General features: G+C 45.5%; 16 protein-coding genes and 1 pseudogene. 13 read left to right on the top strand and 4 right to left on the bottom strand.

Annotated features, from left to right (window positions below):
* Positions 1–166: 166 nt before the first annotated feature.
* From arr to SNR34_RS17200, 3 genes are all read left to right on the top strand, one after another.
* Positions 167–583, top strand: coding sequence for an NAD(+)--rifampin ADP-ribosyltransferase (gene arr / locus SNR34_RS17210; protein WP_236412618.1), 417 nt, complete (start codon positions 167–169; stop codon positions 581–583).
* A gap of 263 nt (positions 584–846) precedes the next feature.
* A complete protein-coding gene (locus SNR34_RS17205; protein ID WP_486182477.1) occupies positions 847–1,737 on the top strand; it encodes a Vgb family protein in 891 nt (296 codons plus the stop codon).
* A gap of 93 nt (positions 1,738–1,830) precedes the next feature.
* Positions 1,831–3,333, top strand: coding sequence for an alpha/beta hydrolase family protein (locus SNR34_RS17200; protein ID WP_486179720.1), 1,503 nt, complete (start codon positions 1,831–1,833; stop codon positions 3,331–3,333).
* 218 nt (positions 3,334–3,551) lie between these two features.
* Here the strand turns inward: SNR34_RS17200 and SNR34_RS17195 are convergent, their stop codons facing one another.
* Entirely contained in the window at positions 3,552–4,406 is an 855-nt protein-coding gene (locus SNR34_RS17195; protein WP_236412621.1) for a cupredoxin domain-containing protein, read from the bottom strand.
* A 271-nt stretch (positions 4,407–4,677) separates the two neighbouring features.
* Here SNR34_RS17195 and SNR34_RS17190 point away from each other — a divergent pair, with 271 nt between their 5' ends.
* On the top strand, positions 4,678–5,535 hold the full coding sequence (locus SNR34_RS17190; RefSeq protein ID WP_236412622.1) for a hypothetical protein: 858 nt from the start codon (positions 4,678–4,680) through the stop codon (positions 5,533–5,535).
* A 486-nt stretch (positions 5,536–6,021) separates the two neighbouring features.
* On the opposite strand, the gene SNR34_RS17185 is transcribed toward SNR34_RS17190, so the two are convergent.
* The gene (locus SNR34_RS17185) at positions 6,022–6,396 is read right to left on the bottom strand and encodes a hypothetical protein (RefSeq protein WP_236412624.1); all 375 of its coding nucleotides are present in this window, start codon (positions 6,394–6,396) and stop codon (positions 6,022–6,024) included.
* A gap of 634 nt (positions 6,397–7,030) precedes the next feature.
* Here SNR34_RS17185 and SNR34_RS17180 point away from each other — a divergent pair.
* From SNR34_RS17180 to SNR34_RS17140, 9 genes and pseudogenes are all read left to right on the top strand, one after another.
* Positions 7,031–7,615 carry a TetR/AcrR family transcriptional regulator gene (locus SNR34_RS17180; protein WP_486179719.1) on the top strand — a complete coding sequence of 195 codons (585 nt, stop codon included), beginning with the start codon at positions 7,031–7,033 and terminating at the stop codon, positions 7,613–7,615.
* A 117-nt stretch (positions 7,616–7,732) separates the two neighbouring features.
* Positions 7,733–8,146: a nuclear transport factor 2 family protein gene (locus tag SNR34_RS17175; protein ID WP_486179718.1), complete on the top strand. Its 414-nt coding sequence runs from the start codon at positions 7,733–7,735 to the stop codon at positions 8,144–8,146.
* A gap of 37 nt (positions 8,147–8,183) precedes the next feature.
* Positions 8,184–9,068 (top strand): ergot alkaloid biosynthesis protein, encoded by an 885-nt coding sequence (locus SNR34_RS17170; protein ID WP_486179717.1) that lies wholly within the window; start codon positions 8,184–8,186, stop codon positions 9,066–9,068.
* Positions 9,052–9,386: pseudogene (csaA, locus tag SNR34_RS17165) on the top strand (chaperone CsaA). Before SNR34_RS17170 ends, csaA begins: the two are co-directional and overlap by 17 nt.
* A 166-nt stretch (positions 9,387–9,552) precedes the next feature.
* Positions 9,553–9,756, top strand: a complete 204-nt coding sequence (locus SNR34_RS17160; RefSeq protein WP_339272422.1) for a helix-turn-helix transcriptional regulator — start codon at positions 9,553–9,555, stop codon at positions 9,754–9,756.
* Positions 9,753–9,962, top strand: coding sequence for a hypothetical protein (locus SNR34_RS17155; protein ID WP_339272419.1), 210 nt, complete (start codon positions 9,753–9,755; stop codon positions 9,960–9,962). Before SNR34_RS17160 ends, SNR34_RS17155 begins: the two co-directional genes overlap by 4 nt.
* A 190-nt stretch (positions 9,963–10,152) precedes the next feature.
* Positions 10,153–10,758 (top strand): GNAT family N-acetyltransferase, encoded by a 606-nt coding sequence (locus tag SNR34_RS17150; RefSeq protein WP_343260345.1) that lies wholly within the window; start codon positions 10,153–10,155, stop codon positions 10,756–10,758.
* Between the two features lie 93 nt (positions 10,759–10,851).
* The gene (locus SNR34_RS17145; RefSeq protein WP_486179716.1) at positions 10,852–11,112 is read left to right on the top strand and encodes a hypothetical protein; all 261 of its coding nucleotides are present in this window, start codon (positions 10,852–10,854) and stop codon (positions 11,110–11,112) included.
* A 69-nt stretch (positions 11,113–11,181) separates the two neighbouring features.
* Positions 11,182–12,393, top strand: coding sequence for a macrolide family glycosyltransferase (locus SNR34_RS17140; protein WP_486179715.1), 1,212 nt, complete (start codon positions 11,182–11,184; stop codon positions 12,391–12,393).
* 163 nt (positions 12,394–12,556) lie between these two features.
* On the opposite strand, the gene SNR34_RS17135 is transcribed toward SNR34_RS17140, so the two are convergent.
* Positions 12,557–14,800, bottom strand: coding sequence for an alpha-galactosidase (locus SNR34_RS17135; RefSeq protein WP_486179714.1), 2,244 nt, complete (start codon positions 14,798–14,800; stop codon positions 12,557–12,559).
* A 126-nt stretch (positions 14,801–14,926) separates the two neighbouring features.
* On the bottom strand, positions 14,927–15,931 hold the full coding sequence (locus SNR34_RS17130) for a LacI family DNA-binding transcriptional regulator (protein WP_486179713.1): 1,005 nt from the start codon (positions 15,929–15,931) through the stop codon (positions 14,927–14,929).
* Positions 15,932–16,033 lie beyond the last annotated feature (102 nt).

Below are 16,033 nucleotides of genomic sequence, written 5' to 3'. Positions count from 1 at the left end.
GAGAAGGTAATCCTTCATACACCTGCTATATAGGCAATTTCTGTTCAATATCATTCTCTCTACTTAAATTATACCGTTTTTAATATTTTTTTTATAGACTGTTTTTTTCGTAATTCCTACACTATACTGCTAAAGACAAATCAAAAAATAAAAGAGGTGCATCCGTATGGAAGCCAAAAAAGATGTCTTGGATCAAGGTCCTTTTTTTCATGGTACTAAAGCAGAACTGAAAATTGGTGATTTATTGGAACCGCAATACTTATCCAATTACCAAGAAAAAAAATCTAACCATATATACTTTACTGCAACATTGAATGCTGCCAAATGGGGAGCTGAACTAGCAAGATCTAATTCAAAAGAACGGATCTATATTGTAGAACCTTTAGGAGATTTTGAAAATGATCCTAACTTAACGGATAAAAGATTTCCTGGAAACCCGACACGCTCATATAGATCTAAATCACCTCTAAAGATAGTCGCTGAATTAGCTTCATGGGAAAGACACTCCGATGAAGAGATCAATCATATGCTTGCATCTTTAAAAAAATTAAGTGAAGAAGGAAAAAATGTGATCTACGATTAATTTCCGCATATAGATCAATGTTCAAAAATATCCTATTTCGAATCGAGGGCTCTTTTAAGGTCCTCTTTGTTTTTTGGGGAGGAAACATAACGAGCTGCACTAGAATTGCTCGATGTTCTGCAAATCTAAAAGTGAAATCGATTGTTTTAAGTTCGCAGTTTTCTCTGAATTGGGACAATGATATCGAAAGCATCAATCCATACATTGAAGCAATGGTATACGGGGATTTAGATACATTGCGTAATTTGCTGGAGGGGGAGCGTATGACACACACGATTATTGAATATGCAGTCGGCAATCATGAATCAGGGCCGTACGGAATCACTGCCGGGAAAGACGGAGCCATTTGGTTTACGGAACAAAAGGGCAATTATATCGGGCGAATAGACGCCAAAGGCAAGATCACATCATTCTCGATTCCGACAGAAAACGCTGGAGCGATGTCTATCATTTCGGATCAGGCGGGCGACCTGTGGTTCACAGAATATAACGCAAATAAGATTGGCAGAATGTCGTTAAACGGTCAATTCAAAGAATATGATGTGCCGACTTCGGGCTCTGCGCCATTCGGGATTACAGAAGGTCCTGACGGTGGGATTTGGTTTACCCAGATGAAGAGCGGAAAGATCGGAAGGATAACAACGAGAGGGGAAATGACGGAGTTTGATTTGCCTGCCCAGGATACGTTCCCCTCTTTTATTATTACGGGTCCTGATAAGGCGTTATGGTTTACACAGAATCAAAACAATACGATCGGAAGAATAACCACGGATGGGAAAATGATGGAGTATCAAATCCCTACACCGAATTCCGGGCCTGTCGGTATTGCTTGCGGGCCGGATGGGGCTGTTTGGTTTGTGCAAATTAATGCAAATAACATCGGTAGAATTACGCCTTCAGGCGAAATAAAGGAATTTCCGATTCCTACGCCGAACGCTCGTCCCCACGCTATAATCTCTGGAAGGAACGGGGATCTTTGGTTTACGGAATGGGGCGGCAACAAGATCGGTCGAATAACGATCGATGGAATGATTACGGAATATCCGATTCCTATGAAAAATGCAGAACCGCACGGTATTGCGCTAGGTAGCGACGGGGATATTTGGTTTGCTGAAGAGTGTAATCAAATTGGGCGTCTGGTCAACCTTACATGAGTGTAAGGCAATTGTCATCTAGATCAATGGTATCAACCTAGCTGTCCCTCTATACTAATCCATTGATAGGATTATTTTTAAGGGGGAGTTGGTGTGAGGTTTTTTGAAATGCTGCTTTTCTTTTCAAGTGCTTGTTTGTTGGCACTCCTGTTCATTTTCAATCCACGTATTCGAAGATCAGCTTTGCTCCTGACAAGCGGAGCAGGCTCCATTTTTTTAGTGACACATTTGCTTGTCGAAGGATACAGGGTTCAGCTTTTATTTTTATACGGTTTTACGATCCTGATGCTTGTGCTTTCGCTTAAAGACGTTTTCATAATGCCGAAAGTCGTTCGGACTGCTTCGCGAATCCGTAGGGTGCTGGGCCGACTTTTTATCGTGATTGGGTTAATCACAACGGGGTGCTTCCTCTATGTGTTTCCCGTATTCGACTTTCCGGCGCCAACTGGCAAGTTGAAGGTTGGCACGCAAGTTTTTCATTTCGTCGATTCAAACCGGGAGGAGACATTTGGAAATTCCGCGACAGGCAAGAGGGAGTTGATGGTTCAGGTATGGTATCCGGCTCAAGCTGACACCGGAAAGTACACGCCCTTTATCCCCGATACCGGAATCTTATCTTATATGGCGGAGAGCTATGGTCTTCCCGGGTTTACTTTTCAACACCTAAAGTACGTATCCAGTCATGCTTATTCGGGGGCCGAAGTTTCTTCGGCACAGACTCAATACCCGCTAATCCTGGCGAATCCAGGCAATGGTTCCTCAAGGTTCCTTCACACGTCGCAAGCCGAAAATCTCGCGAGTCACGGATATATCGTGGCCGTGGTCGACCACACCTACAATACAATTGCAACCGAATTTCCGGACGGACGAATCACGAGGGGCACAACGAACGACTTATTTTCGCCCGACCAGGATTACCGGACGAGTAGAAGAGTTCGCGACGAGTTAGGAAAAGTTCTAACCGACGATGTGGCGTTCGTGCTGGACCAATTCGAGCTCATCCAATCAGGGCAGATTCCAAGTCATCTCAAAGGGAGGATGGATCTCGGTCATGTCGGGGTGTTCGGCCATTCCATCGGCGGAGCGACGGCCTATGATGCTTCTTACGATCCGCGCATCACGGCAGGAGTCGACCTTGATGGAGGGCTTTATCGGCTGCGTGACCGAGAGGGTCTGCGAAAGCCGTTTTTGTTCATCAACTCGGAGAGCTATTTCGAGAAACTAAAAAGGGTGATGGATGACCGGGTCTACACCGATGCAGAGCTTAACCGTATGGGCTCAACAAGAGAGTGGGAAGATCAAGTAACGGAAGATAAAAAATTGGAGCTTGAACGGATGCGCGAAACGGTCGACGAAGGGGGACAAGTTCTCTATATCGAAAATACAGAGCATTTGAATTTTACCGACGTCCAGTTCATTTCTCCGATGTTCAACATGCTTGGCATTACAGGAAAGATTGCGCCTGAGAGAGCGAGCTCCATAATCAATGCCTATATGCTGGACTTTTTTGATATGTATTTGAAAAATAAAGGCGGAATATTAATGAAGGGACCGGATAGCCACTTTCCGGAGGTAAAGTTCGTAAACTCGCTATAACACTTGTCAAAGAAAACGCTGGATTAAATTTTGGGCTGAAAGGAGACAAAAATAGCATCGATAGATGAATAGCCATTGGATTAAGTTAACCGCCTTTCATTGGGCGGTTAACTTTTGTGTGAAAACCACGCATTGAATGAAGAGAATGAAGATAGAATATCCTTTCAGGAAACTACACTTCGGCGTTCACCAACATGGAGCGGGCGGAAAATTTCACGTTACACAACAGTGATCGTTCCATAGTACATATACATGCCACAATTGAAATGATATGTTCCAGGTTTCAAATCATTTAACGTAATGAAGTTATCTCCCTTTTCAAGGTACACATCAATGCCCAGATCCGTGGACTCCACACTTTTTATACAAGTATAGCCTGTCTGTTTTATAAAATTTAATTTTGTAGGAACACCTGCTTGGACTACAATATTGTCTTGGCTAAAACCATTGGATTTGACATCCACTGAAATCACCTTATAGCCTGCATTTTCTTGAGCAGAGCTCTGTTGCTTATTTTGGGAAGAAACTGCTGAGGCTCGATGATCTTGATACTGATTAAAAAGCAGTAAACCGACCGAAACCGTTCCAAAGGCAACCGTTATGATACCTGCAATAAAGGGCACGCTGATCCCGTTACGTTTGGTTTTATGGGTTTCCACTGAATTTGAACTTGTTAATTGAAGAACAACACAAAAGATAAGGATAAACAAGATATCAATAAACAATGCCATGATATAGGTAAAACCAAGCATTGAACCGAGCATGGCCCCCATCATTCCACCCATAATTCCAGCCAACATACCATCCAACGATGCCAGTATGCTCACAGGCTTTCCTGTAAAGTAACCGGTCCCCAAACCGAATAAAATAGCGATAATTGAAGGAACTGCCAAATCATGATCAAACACAATGCCCAGTTGAAAACCAAGGGCAAGACTAGACATCATTCCAATGCTCATGGCAATCATCATTCCAGGCATGCCCGTGATTCTGCTTTTTTGTTTATGGGTGTTCAGAACCATGTATCCGGACAATAACACAATCATTAATATGCTTAATAATGTAAGTACCATTATAAGAAGCCCTCCGATATATATAAATTGATATAATCACTTACTACACATTGTAGTGCATTCGATACATCGAATATAGTTTAAATTCAAAACATTCAGTAATTGTTCATAAAATGATTTGCATTTAAGCAAACGATGCAAACGGCCTTTTGAAGTATTTTCATTTCTTGAAAATCATAATTTTAGGATAAAAAATATTTTATGTCACAATCGCTAGGTTCTTGAGCGTTATATAGGTGTAAAACAAATTACACAATATGGAGGAACCATTATGAAAAAGATGTACAAAGTACTCAGCTCTGTAGCACTGGCAGGAATCATTGGTGCCACTTCTATGGCCTATTCTCAAACACAGGCTAGTGCAGCCAGTGTCGGATCAACGGTTACTGCAGCTGAAAAAAACGCAACAACTGCACCTGCTGCGGCAGTCAAGAAAGTGGAGCAAACATTAAAGAAAATAACGGGCACTGCTTATAAACTTGACAAAGGTGAGTCCTTCGGCGCGAAGGAATGGTCCTATTCCATTAAAAAATCCCCATATAGCCATGTTATTTTTGATGCAAAAGGAAAAATTAGTAATGCTAACATCAGTACTGACAATCTGACCTACTACATTAATGATGACAAGCTGAGCCACACTTCCGAGTCAATTCAACCGGATGCAGTAGACTCTTCTGTACAAGATGCTGCGGAAGCTGTTTTCGACAAACTGGAAGGTGTGGAACAGGGAGAGCTGGCCGGTGTCTCTCTTATTAAAAAAGGGACTAAACAAGTGTATGAGTTCATGTTCGTGGACGGTGATTTCGGGACGTGGATAGAGATCGACAAAAAAACGCTTGATGTCCAAAGTGTGAACGCCAGAGCATTGGCAGATGATCTGTATGGCAAGGATCAGGATGTTATTGATAAATATGAAAAATCCATCAAAGCACTCACCGAAAAGCAGCTGTTAGCACAAGCTACGGAGCAGGCTAAAAATTGGCTTGGTGTTGATCTGACCGGATACAAAGCAACGAAGGAAGCTTTCCCATCTGACCGCGTTGTTTTTGAGAAAAAAGGAGCCCCTACGATTGTAGGTAACTTCAATTCGGACGGTATGTTCTACTTCATCGCCGTTCAATACCTGTAATACGGAAATCCTTCAACAACTCTCCCATGTGTGCATCATGGACCGATGGCATACTAAAGCACCTTCAAGAGAATGCAACCATATCCTGAGATATGGAAACATCCTTGGAGGTGTTTTTGTGTTGGCACGCGCATCCGGTAAACCGAAGGGCTATTTCTAGATACGCCCGATCCTTATTGGATGAGACAATAGCGGGCTTGCTTTCACTTCGGGAACAGACGATGGGGTATGGCTTTTCGCAAGGACGAATGAGTAATCATGAAGAGGCTGAAGGATAAGGGATTTGCTCATAAACATGCCATGTGGCCTTTGGACGGTGCGGGCCACGATTTGAGACCTCCTATTATTCTACGACAGGATGGGGAAGCAGACAGATTTGGTATGGAGGAAGTGCGGCAGAGGAACATATACCGATTACCGATTAGAGATACATACAAAAAAAGACCCACCTCTGCGGAAGCAGGTGGATCTCCAAGCTATTAATTATTATCTATGCTTTTTAATACGCTTCTTCGCCAATTCAGTAGGTGAGAAGCGATGAGCTGCAACGAGTCGGCCAGATGCGTTTTTACCCCATCCTGACACAAGGACATGTTTGCTGTTTGTAGTATACTCAACTTCAAATTGAACCAAATTAGCCACGTTCAGAACTCGGAAGCTGGAAGCGCCTGGTGCAAGAGTGAAAATAACGGATCTAACCAAAGTTTTTTCACCATTCAAACGGAATAAACGGATACGCACCTTAGCAGTGCTACTTCCGTTATTGACTGCCTTTGCGAAAAAAGTTCTGGATTCTCCCGGAAGTGTCGACAAATTAATAGCATTTTCAACTGGACCAGTAGAGTATCTTACCAATGTCATAGAGATCAACCTCCTCAAAGTGATAAGATATATTATTCTTTTGGCTTCACATGGATTGGGTTAATAGGAAAACAAAATGAAATAGTCTTCTGTTGATTGTCGGAGGACAAGAGCAGGGGACTATTCCATGTTAAGAAGACGCAGTGTTTGCCACTTTCTTGTGGTCGGTGTACACATTACGGAAGGGGCAGAGTTTACGAAGTACCTATCATTGGTGAGGATGCCGAACAGAGCCGAGAATTTGCAGGGAGATCCACGTAGTAGAAGATTTATATCGAAGTGAATTGATAGATGAGCAACACATCCGTTGCCTTGTCCATGGCATGCAACCGTAAAAAATATGGATACGAAAAGCAAATGTTTTGGAGATATATGAAGTAGATGTTCATTTCCGTTGATTAAAATTGTTTCAAAGAAGGGAAAATCATAAGAGGCGTCACATTTGATTTAGAGATCAGGAAAGGTTTCTGCGCATAGGGCAGGCTGCCATGATCATCAAAAACCCTGCCATGTATCATCGATTCGATTAGAGGCTGGGGAAGGAAGTTTCTCACCTAAATCTGTGTAGATATGTCGTTTTTTTCTTGACTGTTTAGTCCGAAAAGGATATAATGACGATCAAAGGAGGGTGAAATTGGGAAGAAACAAAGAGTTTGATACGTTGGAAGTACTTCGTAAAGCTATGGAGGTTTTCGGACATTACGGCTATGAGGGAACCTCGTTGCCTCAGCTGCTGAAAGGACTCGGTATTGCCCGGCAAAGCTTGTATGACACTTATGGTACGAAAAGAGACTTGTTCATCCTTGCTTTGAAGCATTACGTAAATGAAAAGAGCAGCGCAGCCATGAAGTATTTAGCGACCTCTGAATCTGCAAAGCAGGGGATAGCTTATGTATTTCATGAAGCAGCAAAGGTATTAAAGGATAAGAACCGGCAAAAGGAATGCTTTATTATTTTTTCAGCCATTGATCAGATGGCTCATGATATGGAGATCAGATCATTTTTATCGGAGGATTTGAATACGCTGGAAGAAGCCTTTTATGCAGCTTTGGTTCGGGGACAGGAGAATGGAGAAATTGCGAGTGACCGAGACCTTCGAGCTTTGGCTCGTTACTTGAATTTTGCAAGATACTCCTTGATCCAATTGGCCAAAATGACGAGTGACCCCAAGGTTATGGATGATTACGTCACAGTAAGTTTATCTGCCTTAGATCAATAATGAAGCCGACTCATTGCTTCATTATTATTTTTCGGAATTCTAGACTAAACAGTCCGATTCAATTATTTTTTTGCTCATTTCGGACTAAATGGTCTATTAAAAACAGGAGGGATGAATATGAAAAGCGAAAATGTTCTGCATGCCCAGGCAACCGAAATGCTAAAGGTGTTTCAAAGCAGCTTAGTAACGGAGGATTTCGAAAAATGGTTCACGCTATTTAGTGAAGATGCCGTCGTTGAGTTTCCTTATGCTCCCGCGGGTTATACTCAAAGGCTGGTTGGTATTGAAGAGATTCGTAACTATATTTATGAACTGTTCAAGCGAATGAGGGTTCTCTCTTTCTCATCTCCAGACCTGCTTGTAACCAAAGATAAAATCGCTGCCGAGTATACATGCAATGCAGTAATGACAGAAACAGAAAGACCGTATCGGCAGTCGTATATCTCCGTGTTCCACTTAAAGGATGGGAAGATAACGCTTTTTAAGGATTATTGGAATCCGGCGGTTTTACTTGAAGCAGCACAAGATTAAGTTTTTAAATCGACATGTAAAAGGAGATAAAATCAAAATGATGAATCATGGAAAAATACTTATTACAGGCGGCACAGGAAAGACGGGAAAAAGAATTGCGGAAAGGCTGGATCAACAGGGGTATTCCTTTACCATTGCCATGAGAAATGCAGAAGCCATTACAGACCCGGAGAAACAAGTCCATTTCGACTGGTACGACAGTTCGACGTTTCTTCCTGCCCTGTATCATGTTGAACGCGTTTATTTGGTGGCGCCCGTGGGCGATCCGGAACCCATTAAAGTTATGAAGCCATTTATTCAAACGGCTTTGGAGCAGGGAGTACGCCGGTTTGTATTTCTTAGCAGTGCATCCATCCCGGAGGAAGGTTCGGTATTTGGCCCTGTTCATCGATTACTGAAGCAATCGGTTCCGGAATGGACCGTACTCAGGCCTTCCTATTTCATGCAAAATTTTACCGAAGGTCAGCATGCAACAACCATCTCGCAGCAGGATTTGATCATTAGCGCAGCAGGGGAAGGCAAGATTGGTTTTGTGGCAGCCGAAGATATCGCAGCAGTCGCTTATAGAGCACTTACTGATGAGGATGCACATAATACGGAGCATATCATTACGGGACCCGATTCTCTTTCATATGATGACGTTAGTCGAATGATTAGTGAAGTAACGGGTAGAAAGATTACACACCGGTCAATATCCGACGATGAATTGATCCGCAGCTGGCTAGCGGCAGGGTTAAGTAAGGAGTATGCTGAGATCATGACCGAACTCGACCGTAAAATTCGCGAGGAAGGAGCGGAAGATCGAATTACGGATACTGTAATGAGAGTGACTGGGAATGCGCCTGTCTCCTTCCAACAATTTGCAGAGAGACACGCAGAAGTCTGGATGCGGGGAGAAATTGCGTATGGCAGCATTGGATGATTTTCTAAAACACTGCATCTTCGTGTAGGCACAGTTATTAGTGCTGAATTTGTTGCCAAAGCCAAAGTCCCGGCGATCAAACCGGAAATTGACTTTGGCGCAGAAATGGGCATCAGGTCTTCCAGCGCACAAATTACAAAAAGATATACAGCTGAAGATGTCGTTGGAAAACAGAACGTGGGTGTCGTCAATGTTCCACCGCGCCGGATCGCGGGATTCAAGTCGGAAGTTTTGGTTCTAGGCGGACTGCCAGAACAGGGAGATGTTGTGCTGTTGAAGCCAGACATGCATATCCCTAACGGAACGAAAATCGGATAATTCAAAGAAAGCAGCTGATCCATGTGATCGGCTGCTTTTGTTCATAGCGGGCAGTTTAGTGCAATAAGCTCTATTCAAAATGTAAAAACAATTTGACACAAAAGTCCAAATGGCTTACCCTTTAAAATGTAAAAAGGTTTTTACATATAGAGAAGGTGATCACTTATTGAAGAATAAGATTAGGGATATTAGAAAAAGGATGAAGCTATCTCAAGAGGATCTGGCCATTAAATGTGGCGTTACAAGACAAACGATTAATGCCATAGAAAATGATAAATATGACCCTACATTGACCCTAGCGTTCAAATTATCAGTGCAATTGGGCACCACCGTTGACCAATTATTTACTTACGAGGAGGACTCTAAATGAAACTGCGAAGAGCTGATGAAATGGAACAATTTCAAAATGATAAATCTGCTAAAAACACGTACATATTTTTTACTTTGGCGTTATTGGTTTGGTCATTAATCAATTTAATCTCGAAAGGTAAAACGGGCTGGGAGTTTACTATTTTGCTGATCGGAAATGCAATTTTCTTTTGGTCAAGAGTCTTCTACAAAAGGAAAATGAAATAAATGAGTTGATCATTGCGATTGACTGTTTTTGTTCAACGAATGGGCAGACAAGTTTAATGAAACAGCAAACCAGCGAGTATTTCGAACGTTTATTATAAATGAATATAGAGGACCAAAAAAAATTTTTACGGATTGTCCCTTCTCACTTCGTTACTTTGTATCTATATTATATATAAGTAGACGGAGGAGAGTGGTTATCCTGCAAGAAAATACGAATTTCGTTCTAGAAGGGAACATAGTTACGCTCGTTCCGATGGAAGATAGCCACAAGGCGGAATTAATCAGAGTCTTGATGTCTCCAAATGTATGGGAATACACCTGGCGAACGATGAATACAACGGAAGAACTGGATCAAGTGCTGACAGATGCATTGGCGAACAAAAACAAAGGAACACAGCTCCCCTTCACCATATTTGACCAAGCTTCAGGAGAGATCATTGGAACTACTCGAATAGGCGAACTGGATATGATTAATAGAAATGCTGAGATTGGATGGACATGGCTCTCACCGGACTATTGGAGGACAGGTGTCAATACGGAGTGCAAATTCCTTCTGCTGCAGCATTGCTTTGAAGAATTGAATCTAATACGCGTGCAATTCTCCGTGAGTGGACAAAATATTCGATCACAACGGTCAATCGAACGAATTGGAGCTGTAAAGGAAGGAGTTTTCCGTAAGCATAGAGTAAAGGCCGACGGATCCATTCATGATAATGTTTTTTACAGCATAATAGACACCGATTGGGTGGATGTAAAAGAAAAACTTCTTTTTTTATTATCAAAGAAATACTCATAACTTCCAAAATGCCCACTGATGTCGCTAAATTAGCGACTTTTTGGTATGAACGTTACAAGTTCTTGACCTGAGTCAAGGACAAGAGCTTGTAACGTGCCGAAAGAAAGAGAGGAAAATGTCCGCCATCTCCAATTCGTAGATTCCTTCTATGTGGCATTGAGCATCGGTACAGGCGGTGCGCTGATCTCCTTGGCGGAAACAGTGCAGTGGGGTATATCAGCGGGGGTTTTGATGGTTTTAGCGCTTCAATTATTGTTTGTTTTGTTAAGTTTCCTGGCATCCTTACGAATCACAGAACTCGTTCATCAAGAACATCATCCGATAAGCCATGCAAAGGAGAATCTTCCCATATAACGGATAACGGTTCGTCGTTAAATTCATCACGAAGAACGGGGGAGATTATTTCATTGGGAGGTAAACCAGATGGCACGTGTGTTAGTTGTCATTACTCCGGCTGAAGGCCATGTGAATCCGTCATTAGGATTAGTTACTCAGTTGATTGACCATGGCGAGGAAGTTGTCTATGTGTGTTCTGAGGAGTACCGTTCCCGAATTGAACAAACCGGAGCCCAATTACTTACCTATCCATTTCCGCAAGATGCCTTCTCTCATGACCCGGTATTGAAACCTCAGGAGTACAAACATCCTTATCAGTTCATTTATATGATGGCAGGCGGTATCATTCGAAAAATCGTCCCTGAGGTACTTCGAGTGATTGAACATCAAAAGTTCGATTATATGATCTTTGATTCCCTGATGGGCTGGGGAGGGACTATTCTTGCAGAAAAGCTCGGAATTCCTGCGGTGTGCTCGATCGCCTCCTTTGCTTTTGTAGAACCTCTAGGGGCTGGCCAAGGATCGAATGACAAGGAGACGGATACTGAGGGACTGTATGAGGCCACGAGAAAGATAACTCGTGAGTTAGCCAAAGAGTTTCAAGTGAAGATTCCAGCGCTGGAAGAGATTCCGGCGCATGCAGGTCGGTTAAAGCTCGTATATACAAGCCGTTATTTTCAGCCCCAAGCAGATAAGCTGGACGATAGTTTTATTTTTACGGGTCCTTCGATCATACCGCGCCAAGATGCACCGACCTTCTCGTTCGAGCTGCTTCGTGAACGTTATCCGCAAACGGTGTACATTTCCATGGGTACCATTTTAAATAAGGATCTGGATTTCTATCGGCTTTGTTTTGAAGCCTTGGGAGATTTGCCGGTGAATGTTGTTCTGTCCTCTGGAAAATACACGGATATGGAGCCGCTGGCTGATCGGATTCCTGACAATTTTGTCGTCAAGCCGTACATTGCGCAGCTCGATATGCTGCAGCATACGGATGTTTTTATTACACATGCAGGGATGAACAGTGCGAGTGAAGCCCTTTATTACAACGTGCCATTGGTGATGATTCCATTAACTTCGGACCAGCCTCTTGTCGCCAAACGGGTACAGGAGTTAGGAGGGGGCATCACTTTAAACAAACATGCTCTAAGCGCAACAGATTTGAGAGCGGCATTAACAGAAGTTTTGAGCAATCCGCGCTACAAACAGCAGGCTTACCTTATCGGCGAATCTTTACGGCATGCCGGCGGTTTCAAGCGGGCCGCCGAGATAATCAAAAGCCATTTTGCTAAAGTATAACGACGAAAAAAGCAGCCAGTTATCGAGGGAGACCCTCTTTAACTGGCTGCTCGCATATACATATGCGATGAAGCTGGCGCACTTATTTTGTTTCTTCGTTACCCTGCTAGCTGCTTTACTGTATTTCTTTAATGAACATTAGCACAAATCATAGCGTATTCTGTTACTCCACAGTCCGCAGACGGAAGGTTTGGCTGGCGAAATCGCCTTGGAGATCTGAGATGACGAGACCGATCCGCATCAGCTGATCGCCACCGAAGCTCTGTCCGCCAAAGGCTTGTCGGAATGGGGATGTTTCATTGCCAGCAGCATCAGTGCCTGATTCGAGTCGATATTTCTTGTTCGGGTCGAGTCCTTTGAGCTTCAGACGCCGAATCGGTCCATTGGCCTCGGCCAGCACACGGAAGAAGGCCACGAATGCCTCCGACTGATCCTCGTTCACGAACATCCAGGCCGTATTGCCGCGTCCCTCGAACGGGCTGAGCAGTCTGTGCATATCCCCCTGCTGTACCAGAGAACGGATCTCCTTGTATTGGGCGACCTGTCTTGCTGCCAGAGCCTTATCCTCCGCGGATAGTGCGGTCAGATCAAGCTCATAGCCGAAATTCCCGCTCATGGCCACGTCACCGCGCATGGTAAGGGAGGTGGTACGGTGTACTTGATGATTCGGTACATTCGATACATGCGCACCCATCGTACTGACCGGGTAGACGATGCTTGTACCGTATTGGATCGCCAATCGCTCGATAGCGTCCGTATCATCGCTGGTCCAGGTTTGCGGCATATAGTGCAGCATACCTGGGTCGAAGCGGCCGCCACCACCGGAGCAGCTTTCGAACAGAATGTGCGGGAAACTGGTGATCAGGCGTTCCAACAGATCATACAGCCCAAGGATATACCGATGAGCCGTCTCCTGCTGCCGCTCACGGGAGGCAGACGCCGAGGTCACCTCCGTCATGTTTCGATTCATATCCCACTTCACGTAAGTGATCGGAGCCGAGGAAAATACGGCGCTTAGCGTGTCGTACAGATAATCGCATACTTCCTTGCGTGACAGATCAAGCACAAGCTGGGAACGGGCTTCCGTACGACGACGGCCCTTGGCATGCAGGCACCAGTCCGGATGCTTGCGGTACAGCTCGCTTTCTGGCGAGATCATCTCCGGCTCGACCCACAGGCCGAACTGCATGCCTTTGTCATTGACGCGTTTGGCCAGATCAGCTAGACCGCCCGGCAGCTTGCGGCGATCCTCGAACCAATCCCCAAGAGAGCTGTCATCATTATCACGCTTGCCGAACCACCCGTCGTCAAGGACGAAGAGCTCAATGCCGAGCGGACTGGCTTCCCTCGCGATCGCTTCGATCTTGTCAGCATCGAAATTGAAGTAGGTCGCCTCCCAGTTATTGATTAGAATCGGACGCACCTCGTCCCTAAAGTTGCCGCGGCATAGACGAGTCCGGTACAGGCGGTGATAGATACGAGACATGCCTCCCAGCCCTTGACCGGAATACACCATCACGACTTCAGGCGTTTGGAACGACTCTCCGGGCGCAAGCTGCCACGAAAAATCAAACGGGTTGATTCCGATGCTGACCCGGGTCTGTCCGAATTGTTCAACTTCGGCTTGTGCGACAAAATTGCCGCTGTACACCAAGCTGAAGCCGTATACATCGCCAAGATCCTCAGTGGCGTCCGGGCGGAGCAGGGCGAGGAATGGGTTCATCTGGTGGCTGCTGGAGCCGCGGCGGCTGTCCAGACGCAGGGCACCAGGACCGAGCTCTTTCCGCTGAATATGGCGCTCGCGTACCCAGGCACCCGACAGATAGAGAGCCTCGTACTCGGAGTCGCTGAAATCTACGGATGCACTCATGGCTTCTTCGAGGTGAAGTGCAGCCTTGCCCTCATGTTCAAATAAAGTGGAGCGTGCAATCGCACTATGATTGGCAAAAACGGTGTACAGCAAAGTTGCCTTGAGACCTGAATAATCATCCTTAAGATACAGGTGGAGCGTCGTAGCTTCCTCATCCGTTTCTGCATAGACAGCAGGAAGTCCTGTCAGCTTGGGCTTTCCAGGGACGATACGGTAGCCGTTGTATTTCAGCTCGGTAATTCTGCTGCCATCCTCCAGCTTCACTTGGTAAGCGGGCTGACGGAAGTCACTGGTGCCGAATTGCGGATATTCCTGAGGCAGCGTGTCCAGTGAGATCGTACGATTCGCAGGTATCGGATTCGGAGAGAACGAGCAGCGCTCCCGCAGCTCCAGAATGTGCCCCAGACTGGCATCGTGGTTCAGTTGCGCACCCCAATACAGATGGGCAGGATAGCCTTCAATGATTTGGAACAGATAGCTGCTGTCTTTGGACTGCAAATGAAACAGGCCTAGTGTCTCGTCTACATGGATATTCATCAGATTCACTCCCGGGATCAAAATGATTTGTTGCCCGATCAGGCTTATAGCCGTCGGTACTTGAAGTTCAAATGTGTGTGACCATTATTCTCCTGCAGCAATAATAATGTCATCGTGCCGTGCGGATCACCTGGGATTCGCTTCAAGCGTCCCAGGGCGAGAACTTTCTCTTACAATAAGCTTGGTTCCAATCACACTATGCGCCGGGGCTTCCCGCCCTTCAAGTCGCTCGGAGAGCAGCTGCACGGCGGCGCGGCCCATTTGCTCGGGATAGGCTCGAATGGTAGTGAGCGCGGGCTGCAGATAAGCAGCCATCTCAATGTCATCGAAACCGACGACAGCCATATCCTGCGGCACCCGCAGTCCGTGCCCGTGAAGCGCGCGCAGCACGCCGACGGCGAGCGGATCGCTGGCAGCGAATACAGCCGTAGGCCGCTCCGACTCTGCCAGCAGCTCATTCATCATGCGGTATCCGTCAGCACTGCTCCAAGCTCCTACACGAACAAGTTCAGGATTGAAGAGTCCTCGCTCCTCCATAAATTTCTTGAAGTAGTGTGCCCGTCGTTCTCCAGTGCTCTCGCCGCCGATGAAGGCGATGCGTTGATGTCCAAGCTCCAGTAGATGGCCCAGAGCCTGATCGACCGCTTGGCGAAAATGTACCCGCACCGTATCATAGTCCATTAGTTCCTGATACTGATCGACCAGGACGACAGCCTCTTTGTTGATCGGAAGCGGTGTGATTTCTTCCGGGTTGACGCCACCGACCGCGATGAGTCCGTCGGCAGGCTGCAGCTGGGCTATGGAGAGGCGTCCTCGCAAGGTCTGGCCCAGTGTTAGCCCAAGCTCCTCGCAGCGCATCTCGATTCCGCGCCGGATGGAAGCATAGTAAGGATCGTCTCGCTCCTCCTCAATGGAGCACCAGAGCAGCAGCGAGACCGTTTTGCCGGCACGCTGCATGTTCCGCTTGAGCTGTCCGAGCCGTTTGGGCTTATATTGGAGCTCTTCCGCAATGGCGAATATATTGCTTCTGGTATCCTCGCTCACGGACAGAGACAGGTCATTATTGAGAACTCTGGATACGGTTGCGGCGGATACGCCGGCTTGCCGGGCAATGTCCTTGATCGTTGCCAACTGCGCTCACACCTTTTAGTTAATAATTTTACTAAAACAATATCTTGAGCCTATCACACTCTACAAGCGATTTCAATAACCGCTTACATCTTCCCCGGCTTT

The organism is Paenibacillus sp. XP01 (assembly GCF_057364885.1).
This window is presented reverse-complemented; position numbering and strand designations above follow the sequence as displayed.

Bases quoted from the DNA above. Each gene is read 5' to 3' on its own strand.
- arr (WP_236412618.1), top strand. From the start codon at position 167: ATGGAAGCCAAAAAAGATGTCTTGGATCAAGGTCCTTTTTTTCATGGT.
- SNR34_RS17205 (WP_486182477.1), top strand. From the start codon at position 847: ATGACACACACGATTATTGAATATGCAGTCGGCAATCATGAATCAGGG.
- SNR34_RS17195 (WP_236412621.1), bottom strand. From the start codon at position 4,406: ATGGTACTTACATTATTAAGCATATTAATGATTGTGTTATTGTCCGGA.
- SNR34_RS17190 (WP_236412622.1), top strand. From the start codon at position 4,678: ATGAAAAAGATGTACAAAGTACTCAGCTCTGTAGCACTGGCAGGAATC.
- SNR34_RS17185 (WP_236412624.1), bottom strand. From the start codon at position 6,396: ATGACATTGGTAAGATACTCTACTGGTCCAGTTGAAAATGCTATTAAT.
- SNR34_RS17175 (WP_486179718.1), top strand. From the start codon at position 7,733: ATGAAAAGCGAAAATGTTCTGCATGCCCAGGCAACCGAAATGCTAAAG.
- SNR34_RS17170 (WP_486179717.1), top strand. From the start codon at position 8,184: ATGATGAATCATGGAAAAATACTTATTACAGGCGGCACAGGAAAGACG.
- SNR34_RS17155 (WP_339272419.1), top strand. From the start codon at position 9,753: ATGAAACTGCGAAGAGCTGATGAAATGGAACAATTTCAAAATGATAAA.
- SNR34_RS17140 (WP_486179715.1), top strand. From the start codon at position 11,182: ATGGCACGTGTGTTAGTTGTCATTACTCCGGCTGAAGGCCATGTGAAT.
- SNR34_RS17135 (WP_486179714.1), bottom strand. From the start codon at position 14,800: ATGAATATCCATGTAGACGAGACACTAGGCCTGTTTCATTTGCAGTCC.